General features: G+C 68.8%; 16 protein-coding genes and 1 pseudogene. 10 read left to right on the forward strand and 7 right to left on the reverse strand.

Annotated elements, in window-relative coordinates:
- Positions 1–25 precede the first annotated feature (25 nt).
- Positions 26–1,582: an alpha/beta fold hydrolase gene (locus ACSMFO_RS20880; RefSeq protein WP_436460155.1), complete on the forward strand. Its 1,557-nt coding sequence runs from the start codon at positions 26–28 to the stop codon at positions 1,580–1,582.
- On the opposite strand, the gene ACSMFO_RS20885 is transcribed toward ACSMFO_RS20880, so the two are convergent.
- Together ACSMFO_RS20885 and ACSMFO_RS20890 are read right to left on the reverse strand one after the other, a co-directional pair.
- Positions 1,546–2,211: a response regulator gene (locus tag ACSMFO_RS20885; protein ID WP_436460156.1), complete on the reverse strand. Its 666-nt coding sequence runs from the start codon at positions 2,209–2,211 to the stop codon at positions 1,546–1,548. The two genes, ACSMFO_RS20880 and ACSMFO_RS20885, sit on opposite strands and share 37 nt — an antisense overlap.
- Entirely contained in the window at positions 2,208–2,927 is a 720-nt protein-coding gene (locus tag ACSMFO_RS20890; RefSeq protein ID WP_436460157.1) for a sensor histidine kinase, read from the reverse strand. The genes ACSMFO_RS20885 and ACSMFO_RS20890 overlap by 4 nt, the downstream gene beginning before the upstream one ends.
- Positions 2,928–3,098: 171 nt before the next feature.
- Between ACSMFO_RS20890 and ACSMFO_RS20895 the strand changes: the two genes are divergently transcribed.
- The gene (locus ACSMFO_RS20895; RefSeq protein WP_038511193.1) at positions 3,099–3,332 is read left to right on the forward strand and encodes a hypothetical protein; all 234 of its coding nucleotides are present in this window, start codon (positions 3,099–3,101) and stop codon (positions 3,330–3,332) included.
- A gap of 4 nt (positions 3,333–3,336) precedes the next feature.
- On the opposite strand, the gene ACSMFO_RS20900 is transcribed toward ACSMFO_RS20895, so the two are convergent.
- Complete coding sequence (locus ACSMFO_RS20900; RefSeq protein ID WP_051972438.1) at positions 3,337–3,564, reverse strand: hypothetical protein; 228 nt, start codon at positions 3,562–3,564, stop codon at positions 3,337–3,339.
- 209 nt (positions 3,565–3,773) lie between these two features.
- Between ACSMFO_RS20900 and ACSMFO_RS20905 the strand changes: the two genes are divergently transcribed.
- On the forward strand, positions 3,774–4,607 hold the full coding sequence (locus ACSMFO_RS20905; RefSeq protein ID WP_228694928.1) for a hypothetical protein: 834 nt from the start codon (positions 3,774–3,776) through the stop codon (positions 4,605–4,607).
- A 15-nt stretch (positions 4,608–4,622) separates the two neighbouring features.
- Entirely contained in the window at positions 4,623–5,336 is a 714-nt protein-coding gene (locus tag ACSMFO_RS20910) for a hypothetical protein (protein ID WP_436460158.1), read from the forward strand.
- Between the two features lie 505 nt (positions 5,337–5,841).
- Here the strand turns inward: ACSMFO_RS20910 and ACSMFO_RS20915 are convergent.
- Positions 5,842–7,497: a glutamate--tRNA ligase gene (locus tag ACSMFO_RS20915; protein WP_436460159.1), complete on the reverse strand. Its 1,656-nt coding sequence runs from the start codon at positions 7,495–7,497 to the stop codon at positions 5,842–5,844.
- A 170-nt stretch (positions 7,498–7,667) separates the two neighbouring features.
- On the opposite strand from ACSMFO_RS20915, the gene ACSMFO_RS20920 reads away from it, so the two are divergent.
- From ACSMFO_RS20920 to ACSMFO_RS20935, 4 genes are all read left to right on the forward strand, one after another.
- Entirely contained in the window at positions 7,668–8,906 is a 1,239-nt protein-coding gene (locus ACSMFO_RS20920; protein ID WP_436460160.1) for a hypothetical protein, read from the forward strand.
- On the forward strand, positions 8,903–10,438 hold the full coding sequence (locus tag ACSMFO_RS20925; RefSeq protein ID WP_436460161.1) for a substrate-binding domain-containing protein: 1,536 nt from the start codon (positions 8,903–8,905) through the stop codon (positions 10,436–10,438). The genes ACSMFO_RS20920 and ACSMFO_RS20925 overlap by 4 nt, the downstream gene beginning before the upstream one ends.
- Positions 10,425–11,198: a hypothetical protein gene (locus ACSMFO_RS20930; protein WP_395872639.1), complete on the forward strand. Its 774-nt coding sequence runs from the start codon at positions 10,425–10,427 to the stop codon at positions 11,196–11,198. Before ACSMFO_RS20925 ends, ACSMFO_RS20930 begins: the two co-directional genes overlap by 14 nt.
- Positions 11,199–11,344: 146 nt before the next feature.
- Complete coding sequence (locus ACSMFO_RS20935) at positions 11,345–11,521, forward strand: hypothetical protein (protein WP_436460162.1); 177 nt, start codon at positions 11,345–11,347, stop codon at positions 11,519–11,521.
- Here the strand turns inward: ACSMFO_RS20935 and ACSMFO_RS20940 are convergent.
- Positions 11,468–12,409, reverse strand: coding sequence for an MBL fold metallo-hydrolase (locus ACSMFO_RS20940; RefSeq protein ID WP_436460163.1), 942 nt, complete (start codon positions 12,407–12,409; stop codon positions 11,468–11,470). The two genes, ACSMFO_RS20935 and ACSMFO_RS20940, sit on opposite strands and share 54 nt — an antisense overlap.
- A gap of 82 nt (positions 12,410–12,491) precedes the next feature.
- Here ACSMFO_RS20940 and ACSMFO_RS20945 point away from each other — a divergent pair, with 82 nt between their 5' ends.
- Positions 12,492–13,349 (forward strand): LysR substrate-binding domain-containing protein, encoded by an 858-nt coding sequence (locus tag ACSMFO_RS20945; RefSeq protein WP_436460164.1) that lies wholly within the window; start codon positions 12,492–12,494, stop codon positions 13,347–13,349.
- A gap of 28 nt (positions 13,350–13,377) precedes the next feature.
- The gene (locus ACSMFO_RS20950) at positions 13,378–13,797 is read left to right on the forward strand and encodes a hypothetical protein (protein ID WP_436460165.1); all 420 of its coding nucleotides are present in this window, start codon (positions 13,378–13,380) and stop codon (positions 13,795–13,797) included.
- A 57-nt stretch (positions 13,798–13,854) separates the two neighbouring features.
- Here the strand turns inward: ACSMFO_RS20950 and ACSMFO_RS20955 are convergent.
- Positions 13,855–14,263 (reverse strand): annotated as a pseudogene (locus tag ACSMFO_RS20955) (MSMEG_6728 family protein).
- Positions 14,264–14,299: 36 nt separating this feature from the next.
- On the reverse strand, positions 14,300–15,205 hold the full coding sequence (locus tag ACSMFO_RS20960) for a glutaminase (RefSeq protein WP_436460166.1): 906 nt from the start codon (positions 15,203–15,205) through the stop codon (positions 14,300–14,302).
- Between the last annotated feature and the right edge of the window lie 103 nt (positions 15,206–15,308).

Here is a 15,308-nt window from a genome sequence, read left to right on the forward strand (position 1 = left end):
GAGTTCGCGCGCTTAGCGTCCAGGTATGACCAAACGACGAAAAGTACTCGCCGCGGGCCTGGCGATCCTGCTGCTGGCGGACGGCGGGCCACCGGCCTCGGCGACCCCGGCGCCGCGGATCGACTGGCACGACTGCCGGACCGGGCCGGAAGACGAGACGGGACGACGGCTCGCCGCCGCCGGGGCGACCTGCGGTGAGGTCGTCGTGCCGCTGGACCACGCCGACCCGGGCGGCAGAACCCTTTCGGTGGCCGTCGCGCGCCGTCCCGCGAGCGACCCCGCGCGCCGTCTGGGCACCCTGGTGGTCAACACCGGCGGACCCGGCCCGTCCCGCGACGGCGTGGCACTGCTGGTCCATGGGCCGCCCCCGGAGGTCCCGTCCGGTGCGCCGTCGCTCGCGGCGCGGTACGACCTCGTCGGGATCGACCCGAGATTCTTCGGGCTCAGCTCGCCGCTGGAATGCGGCTGGCCCACCGGGCGATACCTGCAGAGCGCTCAGCTGGCGAGTCCGGACCGGGCCTCCTTCGACCGCAGCGTGCTGGTCGCGCGGGAGCTCGCGCGAAGCTGCGCGGACCGGGGTGATCTTCTCGCACACGCCTCCACCCGCGACATGGCGCGGGATCTGGACTTCGTGCGAGCCGCCCTCGGAGAATCGAAGATCTCCTACCTGGGCTGGTCTTTCGGCAGTCATCTCGGCTCGGTCTACCGACGGCTCTTTCCTCGGCGGACCGAGCGGATGGTGCTCGACAGCGCTGCCGCGCCCGGGGCCGCCGGTCCCGCGCTCACCAGGGAGACCGCAGTGGCGGACGCCGCGGCCCTGAGCGACTGGGCGCGGTGGGCCGCCCGCCGCGACGCACACCATCATCTCGGCGCCACCGCGGAAGAGGTCCTGGCCACGGTGGACCGGATCGCCCGCGCCGCCGCCCGAGAGCCCTTGCGCGTCGGCGAGCACCGGATCGACGCCGCGATGATCCCCGGCCTGCTGCTCACCGTCGACGACAGCGACGCGTTCTACGCGGAGTTCAGCTCCCAGATCGCCGTGCTGCGTGACGCCGCCCGCGGTCTCACCGTGACACCGACACCCACGCAGGAGTGGAAACTCTCCCTGTACACGGATCCGGACGTCGAGCCGTCCTTCGGGTTCAGCGCCACCGTCGCCAACCAGTGCGCGGACCGCGCCGCCTGGCGGGATCCCGAAAGCTACTACCGGGACATCCTGGCGCACCGGGCCGCCGAGCCCCTGTTCGGTCCGCTGGCCCGGCACATCACGCCTTGCGCGTTCTGGCCCGTCCCGCCTGCGGAGCCACCCGTCCCGGTCGGGGACGACCGGCCCGCCCTGCTCGTGGGCGCCTCGGGGGATCCGGTCACGCCGTATGCCGGGCAACTGGCGCTGCGCCGCGCCCTCACCGGATCCCGGATGGTCACGCTGGACGGCGCGTTCCGGCACGGGGTCTATCTCTTCGACCCGGCGCCCTGCGTCACCGACATCGTCGAGTCGTATCTGCTCGGCGGAGCCCTGCCCAGAACCGACGTCAGCTGTGCCCGTCACCGCTCGCCGGGCCGGACCACTCCCGCTTCGTAGGCCAGGACCACCGCCTGCACCCGATCCCGCACCCGCAGCTTGGCCAGGATGTTGCCCACGTGGGTCTTCACCGTTCCCGGCGCGACCACCAGCCGCTCGGCGATCTCGGCGTTGGACCAGCCGCGGGCCATCGCGGCCAGCACTTCCCGCTCACGTCCGGTCAGCGTCGCCGCCGACCTGGCCGCGCCGGGATCGAGCGGGGGCGCCAGCCGGTCCAGCAGCCTGCGGGTGGTGGAGGGGGCGATCACCGAGTCCCCGTCGTGCACCGTCCGGATGCCGGCCAGCAGTTCCTCGGGGGTGGCGTCCTTGAGCAGGAAACCGCTCGCCCCGGCCCGGATCGCGGCCAGCGCGTGCTCGTCGAGGTCGTACGTCGTGAGCATGAGGACCTTGGGCGCGTCAGGCAGGGCGAGCACCCGTCGAGTGGCCTCGATACCGTCGAGAACCGGCATCCGGACGTCCATCAGGACCAGATCGGGATCGAGGCGCCGGGTGTGGTCGACCGCGGCGAGACCGTCACCCGCCTCACCGACGACGGTCAGATCGGCCTGGGACTCGATGACCAGCCGGAAGCCTGCCCGGACCAAGGCCTGGTCGTCGACCAGCAGGACACGGACCGGCGGGGCGGTCACGCCGGTCCGTCCCGCAGGACGCCGATCATCCGCCGGAGATCGCCCAGCGCCTTCCGGGCGCAGTCGCCGATCGTGACCAGGGCCGACCGTCCGGCCTCCGGCGTGGCCGCGTACCGGCCACCGTCGGCCTGCGCGATCACGACCGCGAGCGAATGGGCGACGATGTCGTGCATTTCGCGCGCGATCCGTTCCCGCTCCGCGAGGACCGCGAGCCTCGCCTGCTGACGGCTGTGGGACTGGCGGACCCGGCGCAACGCCCCGGTCGCCCACGCGGCCAGCACGGTGCTGGCCAGGAAGGCGCCGACGAGCAGATGCGCGGCCGCGGACGACGGCAGCATCGGCCAGCTCAGCCCGCCGAGCATCGCGCCGAGGAGCCCTGCCGCCAGCGCGGCGCCACCGGCTCGCCGCGGTCCGTAGGCCGCCGCGGCGTGCACCGCCAGCGGCACTGCGAGATCGGCGGGCAAGGCACCGACGCCGTCCCGGATCGTGAGCCACTGGATGCTCGCGACTCCCAGCACCACTGTCGCGCACACCACGGCATTGCGGCGTCGCAAGGCGAGTGGAAGCGCGAGAAGCAGAGAGAAGAGGAAATACGCGACCTCCGCCCGGACGAAGAGTCCGAAAAGGACACAGCATCCCGCGAGGAGCAGTGCGATCAGGACGTCGACGAGCGACTCGTGTCCGCGCAGCCAGGAGTCGAGCCTTTCACCGAGCACGTCGTCACCTTATGGCCGCGGCGCCGTCGTCACTTCGCCGCGGGGACTGAAACCGTGTATGCCCGCCGGGCTAGCCCGAATGGAGCAAGGAAAGGTGGCGGAAATCCCGTATGGCGAAACCCCTCGTACCGCTAATCTGGCGGAAACGACATATCTGCGGGGGAGCGGACCATGGCCGTGATCTGGATAGTGCTCGGGATACTCCTGCTGGTGATCGGCATCGCCGTGATCACCGATGTACGCGATCGCGGGCGGGGCGGGACACGCAAGATCATGTTGCCCGGCTGGGCCTCACGGCGCGCCGATTACACGGAGAACGACCTCGTCCACGGTCGCTGGTCGGAAAAGTCGCCGCGTGAACAGGACGAAGAACTCCAGCGCCGGTACAAATCGGGCGACGAATAACGGATCAAGCGGCGGGCCTGGACCAGCGCCAGGCGGCGTGCAGGGCGGTGATCAGCGCCTCGTCGTCGGCGAAGGTGGGTTCTTCACCGACCGGTATCCAAGTGCGGTCGACGATTTCACCCTCGGTCCGCCGGACGACCGAGATCCCGGGGTAGGACAAGGCCGCGCGGCCGCCGTCGTCGGCCACGTGGCGGTGCTCCCAGCGCAGCTGGACAACGCGATCAGCGCTCATCGACCACAACTTTCCGTACTTGCGTATCCGGTAAGTCGTCTGTCGAGGCCCGCGCGTTTCACGTCCGCCTTGTGATCTGCGCCCTTCGCACTGCGGATTCCCGCGCCGGATTCGATTCTTTTCGTGAATTCCGTGGAGGTGACCCCGATCACAAAGGGCTCTCCGATCGTGAGAACATGAGGGCCGAACTGCCGGATCCCGGAGGGTGAATGCTCCGCAGAATGCGTCGCTGGCTCGAATTGCTCAGTCTCGGCGGGTTGGCGGTGGCCGGCTTCGCCGTCGGAATCGCGGAACAGCTCGGCCTGCTCGACAAAGTCGCGCCGAAAGGCGTCACCACCCTGACCCTGATCATGGTCAGCGGGGTGGTCGTGGTGCTGCTCGTCGAACTGACCCCGTTGCGCGCACTGGAAGACATCCGCGACCGGCTCGCCGGTCTCGACATCGACACCATCGCCACGAGCCTCCGCCGTTCGCGCTACGGCGGCGTGGTCGAAGTGCACAAACGTTTTCCGGACGACGAGTTCGCGGCACACGTCGCGAAGGCCAAACAGGTGACGATCCTGAACACCTGGATCCCCAACCTGCAGCGCCTGGAAAAGGAGCTCGAAGCCGCGATCGTCGACCGGCGCGCCGAGGTGCGGATCATGTTGCTGCACCCGAACTCGATGCTGGTGGGGCTGCGGGAGGCGGCGCTGGGCCGGAGCGACGGCGCGGGCAACCCCTTCGTGAGCACGGGGATCGCGGAGTGCCTGGAGATACTCTCCCGGCTGCACCGGCGGCTGGCGAAGCGTCAGGGCAACCTGAAGGTGCGGGTCTTCAACTCGCAGGCCTCGGTTTCGGTGTACCGGGCCGACGGGCGCTACCTGGTCAGCATGTTCCTGCACGGCCAGCTGGCGGTCAATTCGCCGCAGTTCCAGATCGAGGGCACGCACGACACCGTGCTCGGCGAACAGATCCAGCGCGAGCTCGACACGTTGTGGGACATCGGCCGCGACGTCGACCTCGCCGACTGGAACCGAAGCATCGACATGATCCGTTTCTGAGCAAGAGGTGTACTGATGCGCGAGCTCGACGAGTTCGAAGACGGTTTGATCGAGCGGTTCCGGAACCATCCGGCGCTGCGGGGCGTCACCGACCTCCCGGGGGAAGAGCTCCAAGCGGTCCTGCTGCAGCGCCGGTTCCTGTCGCTGGCGTTCACCATGGCCTACGACCTGGCGATCGACCTGCTCACCGACGAGCAGTCCAAACGGATCGCCCGCGTCATCGTCCGCGAGGAGTACCCGGACAACACTTCGCCCGGCAGCACACCTTCGCACCGCGAGGATCTGATGACGGACATCCTCGCCCTCGGCGTCCCGCGCGAAGTGCTCGTGCGGTCGCGGAAGTCCCTCGCCACGGCGGCCTGCCTCGACACCACCATGGAGCTGATCTCCTCGGCGGGCGATTCGAAGCACGCCGACGTCGAACTGCTGACCATCCTGCGGTTCTGGGGCGAGGTGCTGGTGTCGGTCGAGTACGGCGAACTCTGGCGCCGGATCGGCCCGGTGCTCGGCGACAAGTCCGTCTTCTACTACCCGCACCACGTGCACGACGCGAAGTCGCGCCCGCTCGCCGCCGCGTCCCCGCTCTCGCTGACGCATTCCGACCAGCTCGGGCTGCGCCTCGTGCAGCTGATCGACTCCAGCGAGGCGCGGGAGCGGTTCCGGGAGACCGAAGAGGCGGTCGTCGCGGTCAAGACGGCTTTCTACGACCAGTTCCTGCCCGTCTCGTGAGTGGTGAGGACGGTGCTGGTGAACCTGTACTTGCCGACCTGCTGGTCTTGGCGGGGCCCGATGTCGGCGAGCGGGGAGGATTGGGGACGTCCAGTGTCCGGAATCTTCCCCGCTCGGCATGACCTTGATCAACGGAGGATTCGGGACATTCAACGCCCCGATCTTCCGTTGATCAAGCTCCTCGACCAGAGCAACCCTCGACGATGCGGGAATTAGGACACTCAACGCTTCGATTCCTGCATCGTCGGCACCTGGAACGCCGAGCTTCCGGCGCCATCAAGCCCCGAGACCCGCGCGACCCTCGACATTCGCCCTGCTCAGGAGTGGGTGAACAAATACCGATCCGCTCTAACGTCCTTACCACTCATGAGACGCGCCCACCACGCCGTTGTCACGCTCGCTCGCCCCCCGCAGTACATGAAGGCCCCCTTCCTTGCGCTAGACGCAGTGAAGGGGGCCTTCATGTACTTGGGGAGGGACCTTCACGGACCTGCGGCCAACGGGGTCACTCGGCCACGAGGCCGGCGAACCGGCCCAGCGTCTCCTCGCGCCCCAGCGCCTGGGTGATCGAGTGCAGGTCGGGGCTCCGGGTCGAGCCCGTGATCGCGATCCGGATGATCTGCGAGGCCTCGCGGATGGAGCCCGGGAAGCCTTCGGGGTTCTTCTTGAACTCCTTGGCGTTCTTCGCGAAGCCGTGCTTCGCGGCCACGTCGCGGATCTGCTGGAACCACTCCTGGCCGTCGTCGAGCTGCTGGTAGTTCTCGACGAAGTCCCGCGCCACGGCCTGGACGACCGCGCGGTCGACGCCGAGCGCGGTGATCCGCTCGTCGTCGGGGCTCGCGACGGCGGCGTGCAGCTGCGGGAAGAAGAAGCCGTAGACGGCGCGGAACTCGCTCCACTTCTTCAGATCCTTGCGCGGGTTCTCGGCGCCGTCACGTTCGACGGCGAGCGCACGGAGCGCGAGGTCCGGCTCGGCGTCGAGGACGGTCCGCAGCTCGGGGTCGAACCGCTCCGCCCAGCCCCGGACCTCCTCGAGGATCTCGGCGCCGGTCAGCGTGGCGATGTGGTCGGCCGAGATGTCGTCGAGTTTGACCAGGTCGACCAGCGGGCCGGCGACCCCGCATTCGTCGAGGTTGATCGGCTCGGCCAGCGCCTGGTCGAGCGGCATCTCGGCGAGACGGCCGTTGGCGAGGCCACGCAGGTAGTACAGGACGGCCTTGGTGGGGTAGCCGGACTCGATGTAGAAGTCGACGCTCGCTTCCGGGTCCTTGCGCTTCGACAGCTTGCGCTTGCTGCCGCCCTCCTGCTTCATCAGCGGCGCGATGTGCGCGTACGTGATCGGCTCGAAGCCGAGCGCGTCGAACAGCTGCTGGTGCACCGGCACCGACGAGATCCACTCGTCGCCGCGGATGACGACGTTGACCCGCATGAGGTGATCGTCGACGGCGTGCGCGAAGTGGTAGGTCGGCAGCCGGGGGCTCTGGTCGGAGCTCTTGAGGATGACGACGTCGTTGCGGTTGGCCTCGGCCTCCAGCGGGCCGCGGATGGCGTCGGTGAACCGGGCCCGGGCGCCGGTGTCGTCCGGGGCGCGGAACCGCACGACGTACGGGTCGCCGGCGTCGAGCTTGGCCTGGACGTCGGCGGGGTCGGCGTCGCGCCAGATGGCCCACGAGCCGTAGTAGCCGGTCGGCAGCTTCGTCGCCTGCTGCCGGGCGGTGATCGCGGCGAGCTCGTCCTTCGTGGCGAAGTCGAGGTACGCGCGGCCGGTGCGAAGCAGGTGGCGGACGTAGGTCAGGTAGATCTGCTCGCGCTCGGACTGCTGGTACGGGCCGTAGTCGCCACCGCGGTGGATGTCCTCGTCGGCGGCGAGGTCGAAGTAGGCGAAACCGCGCTCGAACTGCTCGATGGCGCCTTCGACCTCGCGGGAGCGGTCGGTGTCCTCGACCCGGACGAGGTAGCGGCCGCCGCTGCGGCGGGCGACGTCCTGGTCGATGGTGGCGACGTAGACCCCGCCGATGTGGACGAACCCGGTCGGCGAGGGGCCGAACCGGGTGACCAGGGCGCCCTCGGGCAGCTCGCGGGCGGGGTAACGCTGTTCCCAGTGCTCGGGCTCGGGCAGGTCGGCGGGGAAGAGGGCGTCGATGACTGCTCGGTCCAGCATGGCGGTTCAGATCTCCCGGCGTCGTGGTGCATGGCGGTTTTCGCCACCGAAGAGCCTAACCGTCCGGCCTCCGGGCCTGGTGAGGGTGGTCCCGAAGCCGGATCGAGACGTGCTTTTCCGTCGGTGCTCCCCGGTAAAATGGGCTTGCCGGACATTCGGGGAGGAAATCGGTGACCACCGATAGCTCGCTTCGTGAAGAACCCCAGCTCACCATCCGACCGAAACCCTCGGCGTTCTTTCTGCGCCGTCGCTTTCTCCGCACTTTCGGGCCCGCGCTGGCCCTGGCCGTGACCGGACTGATCGCCCTGCTCATGAGCGGGGCGATCGTGGTCCCGTTCCAGCAGACGCTCGTCCTGCGCGGCAAGATGGGCTCCAAATCGGATCTCTTCGAGGACGCGAAGATCCAGGAAATCCTGATGCGCCACCACATCCGCGTCCACGTGACCAGGGCGGGCTCGCGGGACGTCGCCACCCACGACCTCAGCCAGTACGACTTCGTGTTCATGTCGGGCGAGCCCGCCGCGAGTCTCGTCCGGCGGTCGAGGGCCGACCAATGGACGGGCAGCGCGCGGCAGCCGTTCACCAGCCCGATCGTCCTCGCCACGTATCGCCGCTACGCGGAAACGCTGGCGAGCAACAAGATCGCCACGAAACCGGAGGGTGAACAGGAGCCGCTGTACTACACGCTGGACACCGAGAAGTTCATCGAGACCCTGCGAAAGGAACAGACCTGGGACTCGCTCGGCATCAGGCGCTTCGGCGCGGAGAACGGCAACAGGGTGCTCGCCCAGACCTCGAACATCTGCGACTCCAACTCGGGCGCGACGTACCTGATCCTGCTGGCGTTCCTGGAGAACGGCCGCCATGTCCCCGTCGTCGACCCGCAGCCGGCGGGCGCACCCGCCGGTCCGCCGAACCTCTCGTCCGCGAAAAAGCTGGCCAACCGGGTCAAACCGCTCGTGGCGGCACAAGGCTTCCCGTCGGCGGATCTGTCGGAGTCGTACGCGAATCTGGCCGAGGGGGACAAACCGATCGTCGTCATCTACGAGCATCAATACCTCGCCATGCAGCTGCGGGCCAAGGCGCAGAGCGGACGGCCGGACCACGACCGGGTCCTGCTGTATCCGAAGGACGACATCCTGACGAAACCCCAGTTCCTGGCGCTGAAACCGGAAGCGGAACGGCTCGGCGAGCTGATCACGTTCGATCCGGAGCTGCAGCGCCGCGCGATGGAGCTCGGCTTCGGCGTCGCGACCCCCGCGGGCAGCACGAAAAGCGCGCGGCTGTACGAGTTCCTCCGCGAACAGGGGCTGCCCGCTCCGGAGATCGCCGCCGACGACAGCACCACGCCGTTGCCGGACAACCCGGTGCTGGAAGAGATGATCAAAACGGTGGGGGACTGCCCGTGAAGCGGCTCCTCGCGATCCTGTGCTGCCTGCTCCTGCTGGTCGCCGCCTGTACGAGCGGTGGGCAGAAGGTGAAACTGCGCGTGCTGGCCAGTTCGGAGCTGGCCGATCTCGGGCCGATTCTCGACGACCTTCGCACGGAAACGGGAATCGAACTGGAAATGGATTTCCGGGGAACGATCGACGCCGCCGCCTCCCTCACCCCGGGAAAGGCCACGCACGATCTCGCCTGGCTTTCCACCGACCGGTATTTCCAGCTCAAACACCGGCAGTCCGCCGACAAGGGGGAACGGCCGCTCGCGACCAAGACCATGGTGTCGCCGGTCATCGTCGGGATCACCCCGGCGAAGGCGGCGGAACTACGCCGAGGCAAACCGGACGGCAAGCTCTCATGGGCGGATCTGGCGGACGCGGCGGCAGGCGGTGGCTTCCGGTTCGCGATGGCGGATCCGGCCAAGTCGACCAGCGGGCTCACCTCACTCGTCGGGGTGGCGACGGCCGCCGCGGGCACCGGCGCCGCGCTGCGCCTCCAGGACGTGAAATGCGACAAACTCCAGGGCTTCCGCACCGGGCACACGCTGACGGCGGACACTTCGGCCGCCGTGGCCGATCGGTTCGCCGAGCGCCAGGACGTGGACGCGATCATCGGGTACGAGTCCACCTTGCTCTCCCTGAACGCGAGCGGCAGGCTCAAGACCCCGTTGGAACTGGTGTATCCGCGTGACGGCATCGTCCAGTCCGACTACCCGGTCCTGCTGCTGGACCCGGCCGAACGGGAGGCGTACGACAAGGTCGTCTCCTGGCTCAGGAGCCCGGCGACGCAGAAGAAACTGATGGAGCGGACCCTTCGCCGTCCGATCACCGGCGAGGTGAGGCTCGATCCGAGGCTGCCGGCCTCGATCGGGAACTCGCTGTACTTCCCGGACGAACAGGCCGTCGTGGACAAACTCCTCGACGACTACGCGGCGTCCGCTTCCCGCGCGCCGGGGCGTGTGATCTTCGTGCTGGACTTCTCCGGTTCGATGAAGGGGCCGCGGATCGCCGCGCTCCGCGCGACCTTCGCCGGGCTGAGCGGTGGTCCGGACGGAGGCTTCGACCGCTTCTACCGCGGCGAGCGCCTCACGGTCCTCCGGTTCGGCGGGAAGATACTGGGGGACAAGGAGTTCACCATCGAAGGGCCCAGTGATCTCGACGCGCTGCGGGCCTTCATCGCGGCCGACGAGTTCGACGGCAACACCGCGGTCTGGTCCGCGCTCGGCGAGGCGTACACGAAGGCGGGTATCCATCGTGGCGCCGAGCCCGGCGGAGACGTCTCGATCGTGCTGATGACCGACGGGGAGAGCAACACCGGCCCCGGTATCGAAGAATTCCTGCGCGCGCCAAGGGATCCGGGCGTGCACACGTACACCATCCGGTTCGGCGAGGCGAACCCCGCCGAGCTGGAGCGCGCGGCCGTGGCCACCGGTGGCCGGATGGTCGACGCGAACACGACATCGCTGCTCGACGCCTTCAAGGAGATCCGTGGCTGCCGATAATCTGTGGTGGGATGTCTGGGGACTGTGGCTCGCGGTCTGGGTGCTGACCGTGGTCGCCTTCCTCGTCGCGATCGTCGTTTTCGTGAAGCACTGGCGCCGTGCGCGGTCCGACGGCGATCAGGGCATGATCCGGGGAATCGGCTTCTACCTGCACACGAAATCCGTGATGGGCCTCTACCAGTTGCATCGCTACAACGAGGCGCTGGAGCAGGAGGTCGAGAAACGGAAGAGCCGGGGCTGGCGATTCTGGGGTTCGGGCGGATTCGGCCCGCTGAAAGGAGAATCGGAGCGCACCGACACCGACGAGGAGTTCCGGCGGTACATCCGCAAGGCCGAACCGATCACGGTGATCGGCATCGTGACGAAGGTGCTGGAGAAGCACCACGACATCATCTACGTCGATTTGACGAAACAGGAACTGGCCCACAACCGGGCACTGGTGAAGGAACTCGGCTGGGCCGACGGTCCGGAGAGCACCCGTCAGGTCAAAACCAGGCTGCGCGGCGTCGAGGCGTTCATCTCCGTGAAGGGCCTGTTCCGTAAACGCTCCCAGACCGACACCGAGACGGTTTTCGTGGCGCCGTACGGGAATCCGGACGATCCGGAGCGGAGCAGGCGGATCCGGTTCACCTGTGTGACCAGCGATCTGCGGGACTCCGCGCCCACCGGCGCGTTCCGGGCGCGCTGCCTCGGCAAGGTCGAGGACTGGGACCCCGAAACCGGGGAACTCGTCGTCCACCCCATCGCGATCTTCAAATAGCCGGCTGCTCCACTCGCGTCAGCCGGTTGACGCGAGTGGAGCAGTCGAAAGCCACACGTCGTCCGTGGCGCTTCGCACTGTCGACACCGGGGCCCGAACCTGCACGATTTCGGTATCCAACACCGCAGGTTCGAGGGAGATCTTCCATGAAGAGCACCGTTGCCGACGATATCCGCAGCTTCTTCGCCGACTCCGCCATCGATGTCACCGTGGCCCGGCAGGCCGAGGTCGAACTCGTGATCGACCGCTTCGACAACTGGAAGAACGCGTCAAGCGGAGGCGCCTTCGGCTGCTTCACCGGTGCCTGCTGCCTCATGGCCTGAGTGGTCGGCGCAGAAGCAGCCGACGCCCTTCGCGATCCACTCCCGGCCCTCCCACTCGGGGTGGCGTTCGATCATCAGCGCTTCGACCTCCGCGGCGATGGACTCTTCGGGGAGCGCCGAGTCGCGCCGCTCCCACGTTTCGTCGCGCAGCAGTTCGAGGTACTCGCGGACGTCGATCAGGATCCGGCGTCCGGAGACGTCGCCGTGGCCAGGGACGACGAGGTCCGGTCCGGCGGCGGCCAGCCGTCCCAGCACTTCGATCCAGCGCGGTCCCGAGACATCGGTGTCGTACGGCGGGAACCACGGGAAGATCGAGAACTGGCCGGTCTCGACCAGGTCCCCGGTGAACAGCACGCCCGCGTCGGGCACGGTCACCACCTGATCGCCCTTGCTGTGGGCGCGTCCGGTGGCCGCCAGGCGCACGACCCGCCCGCCGAGGTCGAGGTCGTACTCGTCGTCGTAGACCACGTCGGGGGTGACGAAGTCGACGCCGTCCAGCGCCCGTGCGACCGGGGTGCCGAGGCCGCGGAACATCTCGAGGTAGCCCGGTCCTTTGTGGACCAGGTCCGCGGCTTGGGCGCTGTTGACGAGATAGGTCGCCTCGTCCGCGAAGACCTGTGCGCCGAAAGCGTGCTCGGGGTGAAAATGCGTCGTCGTCAGGTACAGCCTGCGGCCGCGGGCGTGTTCGGCCGCGAAGGCGAGCACCTTCTCGGCGTTGCGAGGACCGAGTCCCGTGTCGACGACGAGCACCGAATGCGAGCCGCCGATGACGCCGATGTTGGGGACGAGGTCGACGCCGAGATTCGGGATCACCACGACGTCGCGGGCGATCTCCCTGACCTGGGCGGGGTCGACGGCGGGTTCGTGGGTGAGTGGTTCGAAGGGCATGACCCCACTGTCGTGCCGGCCCTCGGGCGCCGTCCAAGTCCGATCTTCACCAGCCGATACCTGATGGGTATCATCGCTGGTGATGGAGCTTCGTCTGTTGCGTTATTTCGTCGCCGTCGCCGAGGAGCGGCACTTCGGCCGGGCCGCCGCGCGGCTGCACATGACCCAGCCGCCGCTGAGCCGGGCCATCCGGCAGCTGGAGAACGACCTGGGGGTGGTCCTGCTGCTCCGGTCGGCCGCCGGCGTCGAGCCCACCGCGGCCGGAACCACCCTGTACGCGGAGGCCCGCACCCTGCTGGACCAGGCCGAACGCGCCCGCGCCCGGGTGATCGAGACGGCGGGCCTCGCGACGCTCACCGTCGGGACCCTGGCCGACGGCGCGGGGGAGGCGGGCACCCGCCTGGCCGCGGCGTTCCGGCGCCGGCATCCCGAGGTCTCGATCCGCTTCCGTGAGGCGGATTTCACCGACCCCACCACCGGTCTGCGCGCCGGACTGGCCGACGTCGCGCTGACCCGCTCGCCGTTCGACGAAACCGGCCTCACCGTGCGGGTCCTGCGTTCGGATCCGGTCGGCCTGGTACTGCGCACCGGCGACCCACTCGCCGATCGCGCGACACTGCGGCTGGCCGACGTCGCCGATCGGCCATGGTTCCAGCTGCCGGAGGGAACGGATCCACTGTGGCGCGAGTACTGGAACGGGGCGACGCCAGTGGGCGAGCGGCCGTCCGGACCGGTGGTGCGCACGGTCGGCGAATGCCTCCAAGCCGTCCTGTGGAACGGATCGGCGGGGATCGCACCGCTCGGGCACGCCCTGCCGGACGGCCTCACCTGGGTGCCGCTGGCCGACATGCCACCGAGCCCGCTGGTCGTCGCGTGGGTGACCGAACGGGAGAACCCGCTGATCCGCTCGTTCGCGCGGATCGCGGCCGACGAGGTGTAGACGGGCCGGCGCGGGGGCATTCCCCGGCATGCCGGACTCATCTTCAGAACCCGACGAGGCGACCGTCGACGCCGTCGGGAAGCTGATCTTCGCCCTCGAAACGGTCGAGCAGGCGCGTGGTCACCTGTACGCCTTCCATCACCTCACCGGAACCGCCGACTTCGCGCTCGGCGAGGCCGTCGACGCCCTCCGGAAAGCCGGGCACGCCGAGTGGGCGGAGCGGATCCAGACCGAACTTGTCGGGCTCAACGTGCTGCCGGAGCGGTGGACGTTCCAGCTGATCGAGGAGTACGACGAGGGCTACTACGCGGCGTACCGCGACATGGCGCGCGACGTCACCGGTGACCTGACCGGCGGACGGCGGCACCTGCACGAAGAGCGGATCAAGCGCCGGCGGCGGACCGAGGGACGGCCGGGACACGAGATGGGGCGTCCTTCGAGCGGCTGAGCCCGCGCTGCGGGTCCTCCTTCCAGCGGACCTTGTCGCCTTTGCGGAATCGCTGGCTCATCGCACTCCTTCTCGTCGTGGACGGTCCGACGCCGGCCAGACGTAGGGCAGGTCGTCGGGAACGTCCGGGAAACTCGCGCGGTAGTGCCCCGGCTCCTTGCGGACGAGCGCGGACCGATGGCTGCGGTGGAAATCCGCGTCGCCGAGCCAGGGCGCAGTTCCTTCGCGTCGGCGAGCCGGTCCTGGGTGCGGACCTCGTCGAGTCCGGTGGCGCGGAGCAGGTCGAGCCGCAGTGTTTCGCGGCAGGTGTCCTGGCGGCCGGTCTCGCACCAGACCTCGCAGACGTCGAAGCCGTACCGGACGAGCGCCTCACCTGGATGGTCTCGACCCGCTGTTTCCCGAGCCTCCGCTGGTCGAGGACGGAAGCGGAGGCCCGGAAATCAGCGCACGGGAGAAACGTCTGCACACCGGCGGCTTCCCCGTCGGCGCGGATCCAAACCGCTCAGAAGATCGACCAGCCGGTCAGGGTGGTGAACCGGTCCAGCGCCGCGACGCCCGCGACGGAGTTGCCGCGCGGGTCCAGGCCGGGGCTCCAGACGCAGATCGCGCACCGGCCGGGGACGATCGCGACGATGCCGCCGCCGACCCCGCTCTTGCCCGGAAGCCCGACGCGGTAGGCGAATTCGCCGGCCGCGTCGTAGGTGCCGCAGGTCAGCATCACCGCGTTGACCCGCTTGGCGGCGCTCTGTTCGAGCAGGCGGCTGCCGTCGTTGCGCACGCCGTGGCGGGCGAGGAACACCGCCGCCCGCGCGACGTCGCCACAGCTCATCGCGATCGAGCACTGGCGCACGTACTGGTCGAGGACGGCGGGCACCGGATGACGCATGTTCCGGTACGACGCCATGAAATACGCGAGGGCGCGGTTGCGGTCGGCGTGCGCGGCCTCCGACGCGGCGACCTCGGCGTCGATCCCGATGCCGGCGCGCCCGCTTTCCTCCCGGAGGAACCGAAGCAGGGTTTCCGCCGCGTCGCCGTGGTGCGCCAATTCGTCGGTCACCACGAGGGCGCCGGCGTTGATGAACGGATTGCGGGGGATTCCGTCCTCGTTCTCGAGCTGGACCAGCGAGTTGAACGGGTTTCCGGACGGCTCGCGGCCCACCCGTTCCCACACCCCGTCGCCGTGGGAGAGCGCGAGCGCCAAGGTGAAGACCTTCGACATGCTCTGGATGGAGAACGGCACCTCCCAGTCGCCGACCCCGTGCAGCCCACCGTCCACTTCGGCCACCGCCATGCCGAACCGGCCGGGTTCGACCCTGGCCAGGGCGGGGATGTAGTCCGCGACGGAGCCGCGGCCGATCTCCGGCGCGACGTCGTCGGCGATCCGGTCCAGCAGCGCTGCGAGGTCCACGGCCGTAGCGTAGAAGCGCTCCTTCCCGCGCGACGATCGGGGTTCGCGGGTGAATTTGTCAAATCGAAAAAGGAAATTCCCGTTAAACCGCCGGAGTGACGTC

This window comes from Amycolatopsis sp. w19, from assembly GCF_051373225.1.
In the GTDB taxonomy this organism is placed as follows: domain Bacteria; phylum Actinomycetota; class Actinomycetes; order Mycobacteriales; family Pseudonocardiaceae; genus Amycolatopsis; species Amycolatopsis japonica.